Here is a 12,656-nt window from a genome sequence, read left to right as displayed (position 1 = left end):
AAAACCAAAAGCCGCATTATCGATAAAACGGCTTTTATATACAATGTTCAAGCTGGCTGACTCAAAATATTATATCCACTGTGCAAAACGACCACTCAATTCAAACCCCCAGAGTAACCCGGCCGTGCCTCCAAGTACGCCAAAGCTCCAACCTAAAAACCCATATTTATTTTGCTTTGAGAGTTGCCTATAAGCAAGGTCGTCACCTTGCGCCTGCTCGATGATACGCTGCTTATTTGCGACCGCCATGATCACTGTAAACCGAGTCACACCAATTAACAAAAATAAATAACTTAAGGTAGGAAATAGCCAGCCTGCGCTAAATTGATAAGCCAGTACCATCAGCAGCGCACTGACAATGATCCATGCATTGGTTACTCTTCGGGCACGATGTAACCTTTTAACCACATCTGGGTCATCAAAGTGCTTAAGTGCTCTTTTGGCACTGATATCATTTGCAAGTAGGGCCATCGCCCCACCAGCTGCAGCCCCACCGAGCATACTTATTAACTTCCATAACCATGATGCTTGAGATTGTGTCGCAGCACTGAGCGTCGCCGCAGCCACCGGCGAGGAGGTCACGGCAAGGGATAAGACCAGCGATGACAGCCCAACAGGAGCAGTCGCTAAAATCAGCTTGCCATAGTTTGCCATCATTTGGCTCTTCAGTTGGGAACGGACACGCTCTAAACGCTTTCTCAGCGTGCTTTCACTTACCCCTAATAAGGCACTCACGTGCGCTGTACTTTGGCCTTCGCGATAATAAAGTAAAACAGCCTCTTTACTCTCATCAGGTAACTTCTCTAAGAAATGGTACAACAGTGCTGATTGCTGCTTCCTAATCAGCATATCATCTAACTGACTTGCCCCATCAACCAACTGTTGTAAAACCTGTTCGGCCTGAGCTGAACTCACCAGTTTGTGTGACACAGCTCCTTGATCACGGAGGTGGTTGATGGCTGTGTAGCGCGTTAACTGCCTGATCCAAGGTAAAATACTGGCGTTACTTTTTAGCTCCTCCAGCTTATGCCATGCCTTAATGAACACCTTCTGACTCACATCCTCACTGTGTGCAACATCTTTGGTGATTGCCAATGCGATACTACTGACCACGCCCGAAAGCTGCTCAACCAAATCAGAAAATGCTTGTTTGTCGCCAGCTTTTGCACTCTCCACTAATTGAATAAGCTGATTTTCAATATCCATCGTATTTTCTCCTTGAATCAAAACAGGCGCGCATGCCTTTGACTTTATCATAACTTTTCCCTCCAACTGTCGTTATATATAAAGCCACTTTCAAGAAGAAAACTGTGACAAAAATCTGGGTATTTATTTTTGAATAATCAAATATTACAGGTCAGAAACTCATTTGACAGGGCAATGGATAACAAAATGAGTGCCTGATTGCGCGCTTGTTTGCAGTTCAATTTTGCCAGCAAACTCATTTTTGATGATGTTATACACTCGAGACAAGCCAAGCCCACTACTGCCTGAGCCAAGCGCTTGAGCTGCAAACGGTATAAAAATATGGCTCGCCACTGCAGGTTCAATACCGCAACCATTATCGCTATAAGTCAGTTGCATCAGCTGTTCTTCACTTTCATTAAACTGAGCCAATATCTCAATGCGGCCACCACGAGATTCAACAAAGCCATATTTGATAGAGTTATCTATTAACTTGCTCAATACTTCATCCATGGCTTCAGCAGGACCATATAAAGTAATTTCAGGATCTATACTCAAGCTGTATTCAATGTTGTTTAATGCAAATTGCTGCGTGTATTTTTCCATGATTTGACCACAGAGTTCAGATAATGAAAATGCTACACGATCGGTATCCACTTCATGTCGATAATCTAAGCTCTGAAACTTTTCACTTAATCCTAGTAATTTCTCCAGACTGGTGTGATTTGAGCGCAAACTTTGCTCGACCACATCCAGCGTATTTATCAGTTCAGATTTTTTAAGCTGCCCTGTATTTATAGCCTGCTGCAAGCCTTCTAACTTTGAGTAGATCACAGACTCAGCGGTTGCAATATTACCAAGTGGTGTATTAATTTCGTGTGCCATGCCGACAACCATGCTCGTCATTGAAGCCATTTTTTCCGCTTCCACCAGCTCATTCTGCGTCTGCTGCAATACCTGCAATGAAGTTTGTAACTTGTCAGTTTTTTCTGTGAGCTCTAGGTTGGCTACCTGTAACTCCGTGGTTTTCAAGGCCACTTTTTCATCGAGCGTCATATTGGATATTTTTAATTTTTGCTCTGCTTCTTTCAATTCAGTAATATCGGTGATCACGCCTTCGATACTCTCTTTGTCTTCACTATAACCGCCTCGTTCAATCATCCAACGGATCCCATCGACACGATGGATGATTCGATAAATTACTTTAAACCGCCCCGTTGACTCGAGCTCATCTTGGATAACCTGCCATACCATACCCTGATCATCGGGATAGATAATGTCAGCAAATGCCAGCGCTTTATTCTGAATGAAATCCTCAGCCAAGTACCCTGTCGCCGCTTCAATGGCACCATTTAAATACATCATGGTCCAGTATTTGTCATTCTTACAGCGGTATACGATTGAGGGAATGCGATCAACCAAGGTTTCATAACGAACCTTTTCCCGCGCTAAGCTATCTGAGATGTCTTTGAGATGCTTGACGTAAGCTTTATTTTTGCGATGAAAATAGGCAAACAATAAAGTTAAGATAATTACTTCGGCAGCAATACTGATAAACGCCATGGTTTGCAGTGCAGTAAACGCTTGTTCAATTTTTTGTACGGCCGGCTGCAACGGCATTGATGTCATTAAAACCCACCCCTGAGACTCTATAACTGAAATAGTGAAGAGCCGCGACTGATAGGCCAAATATGATTCATCATGTGACCAAAGTTTTTGATATGCCTCATACCAAATACCTTGCTCTATAGTTTTCAAATGAACTGACTCATCAACATTGAGCAAACTTGTGATGTCAGTGGCAACAATGTCACTTGTTTCATTCAATAAAATAAATGCACTTTGAGGCGCACCTTTTAACAGCTTGGTATTGTCCAATAAGCTTTGCAAAGTGATGTCATGACCCACGTTGCCTTGCCATACACCGTTCAGGTAAACAGGAGTTACCGCAGAGAGCATCAATAGCTGAGGGATCGGATCTTCAATTAAGGGCGTCCAATAGGTACCTGGTGCTGTATCAGGAACCAGCCATGGGGTATTTTTATAACTAAATCCCCCCTGTGCTTTAAATACAAAATCAGGCTCTTCAGGCCAATAAATCACAATGCCACCGGATGGTTCCATGAACCAAGTATCCGAAAACTGATTAGATAGAGCACCTTGACCAAATGTTTCTACCGTTTGCTTAGCTGCCAACAAGTGCTCTGCTTGCGACCTTGAAAACTCTGAATCTGGTGGCAAGTAAATACCCGCCTGATATCGACCGTCAAAACCACTAGGTCGTGTTCGTAATGATCCATCAGGATGAGGGTGAATTAATTCAGATAGCTGTGTTTTTGTCTTAAAGTCACCTTGCTCAAGGCGAGCTTGCAGCGCTTTGCCCAGCCGACCCGATGAGTCTGACGCATATTGCAGTCTTTGTTCTATTTGCTCAGCAATCACCTCAGCCTGCCACGCACGCTGCTCCTTTATTTCAAACAGTTCATTTTCTATCAATTTGGACTGCTCTAACATGCTGAAGTAGAGTAAAACACCTAAAACCAGTACTGCAGAAATGGCAGGAACAAACCAAGGAGTAGTACGATACTTTACTCGCATGGGGACTCTTTGATACCAATGATAAACATAGCGACCCCACTCAACTGGCAACGACTCATAACCCATCAAACCACTTATGCATTTATTTAATCATTGACAAAAATGCTAAATTTTCAAATTAATCATGTAGTGCAGTGATGGGCATGTCAGATTAGAGAGACACTTTAGCGAGGCTCTTTAGGGGCATAATCAAATATAAGAATATGTAAACTTAGCAAAGTGAACGCCATATCTAGCCTTTCTGGAGTATGGCGTCATTCAATGGAAAAATATAAGACAACTTTTTATGTTTGTCGCCTTATCTTAATGCAAGGTGATGAATGGTGATGGTCGCGTTGCCCCCTTCTTTATCCGTTAAATCAGGGACAAAGTACAACGCAGATATGGAAGCACTCACAATACCTTGGTCTTTCGACCAATTTGGGGTCCAATCGGGTCGAGCAAAATCAGATAAAGTGACTTCTCGTGTAATCGGCTGCGTCGCTTGCGGTAAGATTACTTGGTAATGTGCATAACTCTTATCACCATCACCGCCATACTCTTTTTGCGACAACTTGATCACAAGCGGCTTATCACTTTGATAAGTCACTTCAATGTGTGATACACCGTTTAAGCTGCCTTGGGGAATATCATAAATCAGCTCTACCCATGAATTATTTTGCTTATCGACTCTAGGGACACGGTCAAACCCTATTTTGACACATTTTTCTTGTACAAGCGGTTCATTTAAAATGACCTGACTGCCATGTGGATCAGTGGCATAACGCCAGTTTTTTGCATCGAATGAAGGGAGCGTTTGCACACTGCTACACCCCACAAGTAATAAACCACTGAAAAAAGAAATAGCGCGCATTATGCTCTCCTTATGAATTGACGCGCTGATGATAATTCAAACAGTTTTTTTTAACAGAAAATTGCGGCTATTCCCAATGTCACGCCGTTCAATAACGCACTGACAATACCGTTTAATAAAAAGCTAAGCTTTCAAGCCTTACTGAATTGCAAGATGAGCTTAGTGACATTATAAATTTAACTCTGTCATATGTTGCTTAAACACCGCTTCCAGTTCATCCATTTTAAATGGTTTACCAAGGTGACCATTCATGCCAATCTCCAAATACTTGTCCACCTCAGACTGCATGACATTGGCTGTCAGCGCGACAATTTTCAACTGCTCAGCAGAGTACACTGCTCGAATTCGTTTTGTCGCTTCAACGCCATCCATTACAGGCATTTGAATATCCATAAACACAATATCAAAATCCGCGTTTTGATGAGTAATTATGTCAACAGCTGCTTGGCCATCTTCCGCCACTTCCACCGACACACCTGAAATGCGGCTGAGTAATTTTAGCGCGACAATGCGATTAATTTCGTTGTCCTCCACTAATAAGACTCGCATACAGCCGCCCTGTAATATATCCGAATTGGGTGTATCAGGTTTCGTACTGCCACCTGACTGACCTACAGCTTGAGTGGTGACCTCTACAGGTCTATGAGTCGCTATTTCAGGTTGACCGGTTTTTTTAAGCTCACTCAGCGCGTCGATTAAATCTCTTTTAAGTAATGGCTTATATAAAATAGGAAAATCAGACTCTGTTTGGATACTCTCCCGTGTGTGCGCGGTGTATACCACAACACGCTCAGGTAAGCTGCCACTGTCACTCAATTTTGCAAGTAACTCATTGGCATGGCAGTCCGGTAGAATCCAGTCCACCAGCAGTATATCAAACGCCTGACCACGTAATGCCGCTTGTGCCTCCTCACCACTACTTACTCCGCTAACTTGTAGCCCTATTGAACGAGCAATATTTTGGCTGATCTCCAAATAAATAGGATCATCTTCAACAATTAATATCGAGCCAGACAAGTGGATTTGCTCAGGCTCTTCAACCTCTTCAGTTATCGCACGCAGCGGTAATTTAACAGTAAACTTTGATCCCTTGCCAAGCTCACTCTCTACCTCTAACACTCCACCCATAAGCTCTGTTAGCAGTTTACAAATTGTCAGTCCCAACCCCGTCCCACCATATTTACGGGTTGTGGAGGACTCAGCTTGAGTAAATCGCTCGAACAACATATCGACTTTATCGGGCGCAATACCAATGCCAGTATCTGTGATAGAAATGGCTACCCAACACGTGTCTCCTTGCTGTTTTTCTTGCTGAACACTCAAAGTAATCGAACCATCTTCAGTAAACTTGACCGCATTCGATGCAAAGTTCAGCATGATTTGATTAATTCTAACTGGATCTCCGACATACTGTTTACTCAACGTGGGGGCTAAATCGAAAACCAATTTAACCCCTTTAGTATTTGCAAGTGGTGTGATTAAAGAACGCAAATTGTCTAATAAGTCTTCAAATTGAAAAGGTACACGTTCAATGTGCAATTTTTTCGACTCAATCTTTGAAAAGTCTAAAATATCATTGATGATGGTCGTCAGTGCATTCGCTGAAAATCGCACTTTTTCTAGGTAATTTCGCTGTACTCCGGTCAGCTCAGTGGTCAAGAGAATATCTGTCAGTCCCAAAATACCATTCATTGGGGTACGTATTTCATGAGACATGTTTGATACAAACAGAGACTTCGTTTCGGCAGCTTGATTCGCCATCATATTGGCTTGTTTAAGGTCAATTAATAGCCTTGCTAGTGCAAGAATAATCAATAAAAAAATAACACAAAGCAGCATCAACACAGCCTGCATCATTTTCCACCTTGTTTCATCCATTAAGTGCACTAGCGCGTTAATGTCTCGCAAAATCACGGTTGATATATTACTTTGCTGAATAGGCACCAGTAGATTTGAGGCTTTGAGTGCATTATCTAACACAAATTCGATATGTAAACGCAGTACTCTGAGGCGCGGCACATTGGACTCTAGCTTTTTGATTTGCGGCACTAATATTGACAGCTCGCTATTGACTTGATCGATTACAGGTAATGAATTGGTTACATGTAGGTTTGAGATCAATGCGATGCCGCGACTTAACAAAACTTGCACATCTGTATCAAACTCGGCTTTATCCAGTGCCAACTTGGCGATATAACGATAGGACGTTTTCAACATCGAAGCCAATTGCATATACGTGTCGATGGTATTTTTGAACGACCCTAATGCACTCGAGAGCTCTGCATTTAACCGTTCATTACGCTCCAACTCATTAATCAAACGTTCAAATTCAAGTTGCTTTTGTGCATGCCTGTCAAAATGGTAAACATTACGGTCCATCGCAGAAAAGGTTTCTAACGATAATTCAGTAGCGACCCCTTGCAGCTGCCGCTTAATGTGTAACTCCTGCTGCTGATGCTGCACAAGAAAATACCCATCAATGGCTTGCGAACCAAAAAACCAAATTAACAGCAGTAAACACCCTTCTATTAAATATTTCACTCCGCTAAAGACCTCGGCAAGTCACCAGAGAATGATTGCAGTAATGCCTCTATGTCTGCAACGTCCTCATCGCTTAAATCTAAACCCAGCTGACCTCTGGCCATGATCCGGATCGCATCAGACAAGTTGTCCACTGAACCATTGTGAAAATAGGGTGCAGTCAAAGCAACATTTCGTAAACTAGGTACTTTAAATACAAATTTATCCTGTGGGTTTTGTGTCACTTCAAAACGACCCACATCATCTAACAATTGCTCAGGCACTTGATCTAAGCGGCCCACTTTTTGATATAAATTGCCACCAATATTGCGGCCTTGGTGACACGTCACACAGCCATAAGACACAAACTTTTCATACCCGCGCTGCTGTTGTGAGGTGAGTGCATCGGCTTTTCCCAATAAGAAGTCATCAATTGGCGTATTTTGAGAAATGAGCGACGCTTCGAAAGCCACAATCGCTTTTATGATATTTTCTACGGTAATGCCATCATTTGAAACCGCATTAAAACTTTTTACAAAGCCTGGCTGCGCATTTAATTTTTCGATCACCGCTTGCCAATTGGTGCCCATTTCCATTGGGTTGTGAATAGGCTCTGGAGTTTGAGACTCTAAGTTAGGGCTACGACCATCCCAAAATTGACGAAAATTAAGGACTGAATTAATCACCGTTGGAGAATTACGCTCACCCAGTTGCTGTTTAATACCGACAGACACAGAAAATCCATCATCCCCACCGTTATACAAATCATGGCATGATGCGCAAGATACCGTATTATCCGACGACAATAATGGACTTTTAAATAAGGCTTTACCTAATTGCGCCCATGCAACATCGTATTGCTTAACTATGGGCAAAGGCTGGATAGGCGCATCTACTTTTCGCTCTTGATAGACGACCTCAGTTGAGTGCACTTCAACGACATCTTGTTGCCAATGATGGCGTTGCTGAGCCGTTTTAAACTGAAATGCCAGTACCAGTATTATCGCAGCTAACATGATGGCAACGAGCACAATGTATTTACTACTCATTTCAGCATCCTTGAAACACCTTAGACTGGTTGACTATTCATCCAAGTATAGACAGTCAAAAATAAAGTCACTGAAAATTTTCGACCACCATAAATTGGCTTCTAAGAGACGCGTAACACCTTTTCAAGTGACATAAAATACCTTCCATAACCACCATGACTTGAAGCCAATTCTTAAAATCATCCGGTACAGGCGTCATCATTTTTAGATAGAAATACTTTTGAATGACATGAGGGGGGAGCCATTGAAGAATGTCTCACTGAGCACCCAATAAATCGTGCACTAGCGCAACAAATTACCCCTTATTAACGACATTCAAGTCCACAAATATATTAAAAAACATGTATATATATAGCATTTACTTTAACCCATCACCTCTATCACTTGCTTAAATAGCAACAAACCTTATAATTGCGAACAATTTTTATTACGAATAAAAACGAAGAAAAGGAAATACTTTGCAAATCGCGTCTTTGTACCAAGATCATCACTCTTGGTTACGTCAATTTTTGTATAGCAAGCTCAACTGTCAAGCCCAAGCAGCTGATATTGCACAAGACACTTTTCTTCGGTTGCTGAATAAACAAGCTTCAAATAAATTGGAGCCTATCCACTCCCCTAGAGCTTACTTGACGACATTGGCTACAGGCCTGGTTAATAATCATTGGCGCAGACAATCAATTGAGCAAGCTTACCTCGAAACCCTGGCTCAACAGCCCGAACATATGGCCCCGAGTCCCGAGGCACAGCAAATGATAATCCACACATTAGAGCAGCTCTCCTTAGTGTTGGAAAAATTACCACAACGGGTCAGACAAGTTTTTATCATGGCCCGAATCGATGGTTTGGCCTATAAAGACATTGCTAAAAAATTAGATATCAGCGTCAATATGGTTCAAAAGGCCATGTGCAAGGCAATCTTGGCGTGTGTTGAAGTACAAAGTGAGTCAACTTAACACCATGCCATTAACGCAGTCAGCAATAGAGCAAGCCGTTGACTGGTATGTGCAACAAGAAGCACAGTCACTGTCACTGGCTCAAAAACACGCTTTCACCCAGTGGCTGGAAGCGGATCCCGCGCATCAGAAAGCATGGCAGCAAGTCAATCACTCACAACAAATGTTTTCAGACCTACCACTATCGGGTCAACAATCACTCAACACGCTATCTAAAGCAGATCAAAGCCGCCGTCATATCTTAAAATCAATTGCTGCTCTATCAATATCAAGTTGGTTCACCTGGCGTTATCAAAAAGAGCTGGGGATCAGTGCCAAATTAGCCGACCACCATGCGCAAGTTGGCGAGCAACTTCAATTAACGCATTTAGCGCAAGCCAGCATTACCCTCAATACTCACAGCGCCATAAACTTAGGCGCGCACACACTTTGGCTCAAATACGGTGAAGCGTATATTGTGTGCCAAAAAGCCATGACCATCTCTAGCCCTCATTGTCACTTCAATGCTGAATCCGGCGATGAATTTATTCTCTTTGATGACTCTGAGCAAGTGCGCTTTAGCGCCCTGAACACGCGTCTTAATATTGTTGCTAATGGACAAAAGTTCACCGTAGACAAAAACCATACGCTTATTGCCGAGCGCAGTGGTACTCGAATTATTGAAACACCAAGACATATGACAAGCTGGACCAAAGGCATGCTCAGTGTGTCTCAAATGCCGCTTAAACAATTTATTGCAGAACTGTCTCGCTATTTAAGTGGCAGCATCAGAGTGGCACCCGCTGCTGCGCAATTACATATTAGCGGCACTTTTTCGCTCGCCGATCCCAAGCAAATCTTATCGCAAATACTCAGCACCTTCCCTGAACTGACACTCAATGGGGTCCCAAATGTTTGGCAAGTAATCAATAAAAAACCTTATATTTCAGTACAGTAAGATTATTTTAAAAAATAAATTAAAAAACTTGGCAGATTTTGGCTGCTCGCGGGGCATAGAGAGTGACACATTACTTAAAACTAAGGAAAATCATGGTTGCTCAGCCCACTAAATCATTCAAACTTAGCCTACTGGCAGCGAGTCTCTCGGGTGTACTACTTGCTTCTCCCATGGATACCCTAGCTGAGGATCAAGTCCACGCGTTAAATTTACCTGTGAGCACGCTTGATCAAGCAATTTCAGAGTTAGGAGAACAAACGGGAACTTCTATTTCAGTCAACAGTAAGCTAAGTAAAGATCTCAGAAGCAACCAGATTTTAGGCAATTTAAACGTTCACCAAGCCATCACCCAATTATTGGCAGGCACTGGGCTCAGTTTTGCAAAAACAGATACTGGCTACGTCATCTATGACGCCAATACTGACGCGCCTGTCGCGCAACTACCCGATATGCATGTCAAAACCGTTGAAACCATAGAAATACTGGGTCAACCAATTGAGCGTAGTTCCTCTCCGACAGGACTTGATTTATCTGTTAAGGAAACCCCTCAGTCAATCTCAGTCTTAGATGCTAATTTTATTGAATATTATGGGCTAGATGACGTGGAAGATGTGCTCAATAATAGCGCAGGTGTTTATCGCTATAAATATGGTACATCAGACGATACGCTTTTCTCTTCTAGAGGCTTTTACGTCAATGAATATGTCAAAGACGGCATGCCAGCTGGTTTTTCTCGCGGCCAAGAATTTCGCTTAGACAGTGCCGTTTATGACTCAGTCGAAGTACTTCGCGGTGCAGCTGGTTTAATGGCAGGTGCAGGTGAGCCCTCAGCAACCGTAAACCTTATCTCTAAAAAACCAACACGCGAACGTTTACTGAATGTCTCTGCCGAGCTTGGTAGCTTCAACCATAAACGCGCCGAGCTCGACGCCAGCAGTGCATTGACCGAAGATGGTAAATATGCGGCACGCGTCGTCTTGGTGTTTGAAGATGCTGATACCTATATTGATCGAGAAGACACCCAAAAGCAGGTGTTCTACACCCAACTTCATGGCTATTTTGGCGCACAAGAGCAAACTGAAGCGAGCCTAACACTTCACCACCAGAAGCTAGACCACAACGGTGTACATTGGGGAGTGCCTATTTTTTATAACGATGGCAGCCGTACAGATTTACCAGCATCAACTAACCTCGCCTCGCCAAATGCATTTCAAAATAGAGAGCATACTGGTTATACATTTAAAATCTCTCACCAGTTAAACCTTGATTGGCAGCTCAATGGTGCAATTTATCACGGAACCAATGATTTAGAGTCTATTTTCACCTACTTCTCATCATCCGCAGATCCTAAAACAGGCCTAGGCGTATTCGGTATTGATTCACTTTTTGCTGATGAAGGTGAAGTAACCACCATGACAGCCAGTGCAATCGGCCGAGTTGAACTGTTTGACCGTGAACATCAAATCAATATCACCTACCTAAAAAACGACACTGAGTACACAAACCGTACTTACGAAGAAGAGACTCCTGAGGGACGTCGTGCTTTTTACCCTATGGCAAGCCTGTTCGATGCCAATCCAGCTCGAGGGATAAAAGCGCCAAACATTAATCAAAAAATCATAGACAGATTAGAAGCCGTCGACGAAGAAACGTTAGCACTGAGCACCAATATCGATGTCCATGAGCAGCTCAATGTGATCGCGGGTATCAAGTTTTATAAATTCAAACAAAACAATAAAAACTATACGTCTTGGCAAGGCCACTCGGCTTCTTCGTCGTCTGATGATGGTGACAGTAAGTACTTAGGTTTGGTATACAGCCCACTCGACACTTTAAACATCTATGCAAGTTACACGGATACATACAAGCCTCAACCCGGCTTGGTTGATGTTAACCTAGCACCGATTGAAGCCATTACCGGCCAAAATATTGAGCTTGGACTCAAGCTGGCGCTATTTGACGATAAATTTAATATCAACTTTGCTGCATTTGATACTTTGCTGAAAAACGTCGCTGAAGCCATTCCAGAGTATGCCAATGTAACCCCCATTCGGTACCGCCAAGTCGACGGTGCAAACTCAACCGGTTTTGAGCTTGAAATAGCGGGCGATATCACTGAAAACTGGCAACTTAACGCCAGTTATAGCGAGTTCTCATTAGAAGATCAGCAAGGTGAAGACGTTAACAAAGAAGCGCCACGCAAGCTGCTTAAGTTAAACTCAAGCTATCAATACCATGATTGGCGAGCAGGCCTTGGCTTGCAGTGGAACGATGACACTACAGTAAACGTATTGGCACCTCGTGGCGTTGACCTAGGGCTACCAGCGGGTACTCGACGAGGTTCACTGGCCGATACCAAGCAAGGTGAAATCCTGATTTCAGCTCATCTTGGTTATCAAGTCACTGAGCAACTGGATGTGAAAGTGCATGTACGCAACCTACTGGATGAGTCTTACTACGATACATACGGATTTGTACCTAAAAAAGCGGGTTCTCCACGTACTTGGGCCATCAACGCCAACTATAAATTCTAATAAAAATAAGGCGGCGAAAGCCGC

At 43.0% G+C, this 12,656-nt stretch carries 8 protein-coding genes; 3 read left to right on the top strand and 5 right to left on the bottom strand.

The window, feature by feature from the left end; all coding sequences use genetic code 11:
- Positions 1-69: 69 nt before the first annotated feature.
- The 5 genes from N473_RS04270 to N473_RS04250 form a co-directional block, all read right to left on the bottom strand.
- A complete protein-coding gene (locus tag N473_RS04270; protein WP_081220940.1) occupies positions 70-1,257 on the bottom strand; it encodes an RNA polymerase sigma factor in 1,188 nt (395 codons plus the stop codon).
- 108 nt (positions 1,258-1,365) lie between these two features.
- Positions 1,366-3,783 (bottom strand): ATP-binding protein, encoded by a 2,418-nt coding sequence (locus N473_RS04265; protein WP_196766365.1) that lies wholly within the window; start codon positions 3,781-3,783, stop codon positions 1,366-1,368.
- Between the two features lie 298 nt (positions 3,784-4,081).
- Entirely contained in the window at positions 4,082-4,636 is a 555-nt protein-coding gene (locus tag N473_RS04260) for a hypothetical protein (RefSeq protein ID WP_063366858.1), read from the bottom strand.
- Positions 4,637-4,804: 168 nt separating this feature from the next.
- Positions 4,805-7,177, bottom strand: coding sequence for a hybrid sensor histidine kinase/response regulator (locus N473_RS04255; protein WP_063366857.1), 2,373 nt, complete (start codon positions 7,175-7,177; stop codon positions 4,805-4,807).
- On the bottom strand, positions 7,174-8,205 hold the full coding sequence (locus N473_RS04250; protein WP_063366856.1) for a cytochrome-c peroxidase: 1,032 nt from the start codon (positions 8,203-8,205) through the stop codon (positions 7,174-7,176). The genes N473_RS04255 and N473_RS04250 overlap by 4 nt, the downstream gene beginning before the upstream one ends.
- A 458-nt stretch (positions 8,206-8,663) precedes the next feature.
- Between N473_RS04250 and N473_RS04245 the strand changes: the two genes are divergently transcribed.
- The 3 genes from N473_RS04245 to N473_RS04235 all read left to right on the top strand — a co-directional run bounded on the left by N473_RS04245 (position 8,664) and on the right by N473_RS04235 (position 12,632).
- Entirely contained in the window at positions 8,664-9,161 is a 498-nt protein-coding gene (locus tag N473_RS04245) for a sigma-70 family RNA polymerase sigma factor (RefSeq protein ID WP_063366855.1), read from the top strand.
- Positions 9,133-10,098, top strand: coding sequence for a DUF4880 domain-containing protein (locus tag N473_RS04240; RefSeq protein ID WP_063366854.1), 966 nt, complete (start codon positions 9,133-9,135; stop codon positions 10,096-10,098). The genes N473_RS04245 and N473_RS04240 overlap by 29 nt, the downstream gene beginning before the upstream one ends.
- A 92-nt stretch (positions 10,099-10,190) precedes the next feature.
- Complete coding sequence (locus N473_RS04235) at positions 10,191-12,632, top strand: TonB-dependent siderophore receptor (protein WP_063366853.1); 2,442 nt, start codon at positions 10,191-10,193, stop codon at positions 12,630-12,632.
- Positions 12,633-12,656 lie beyond the last annotated feature (24 nt).

The sequence above is a fragment of the Pseudoalteromonas luteoviolacea CPMOR-1 genome (assembly GCF_001625685.1).
Lineage (GTDB): Bacteria > Pseudomonadota > Gammaproteobacteria > Enterobacterales > Alteromonadaceae > Pseudoalteromonas > Pseudoalteromonas luteoviolacea_K.
Note: the sequence above shows the minus strand (reverse complement) of the source record. Positions and strands in the feature narration are given on the sequence as shown.

Excerpts from the sequence above, each read along its gene's own strand:
- N473_RS04270 (WP_081220940.1), bottom strand. The coding sequence starts at position 1,257 with ATGATAAAGTCAAAGGCATGCGCGCCTGTTTTGATTCAAGGAGAAAAT.
- N473_RS04265 (WP_196766365.1), bottom strand. The coding sequence starts at position 3,783 with ATGCGAGTAAAGTATCGTACTACTCCTTGGTTTGTTCCTGCCATTTCT.
- N473_RS04260 (WP_063366858.1), bottom strand. The coding sequence starts at position 4,636 with ATGCGCGCTATTTCTTTTTTCAGTGGTTTATTACTTGTGGGGTGTAGC.
- N473_RS04250 (WP_063366856.1), bottom strand. The coding sequence starts at position 8,205 with ATGAGTAGTAAATACATTGTGCTCGTTGCCATCATGTTAGCTGCGATA.
- N473_RS04235 (WP_063366853.1), top strand. The coding sequence starts at position 10,191 with ATGGTTGCTCAGCCCACTAAATCATTCAAACTTAGCCTACTGGCAGCG.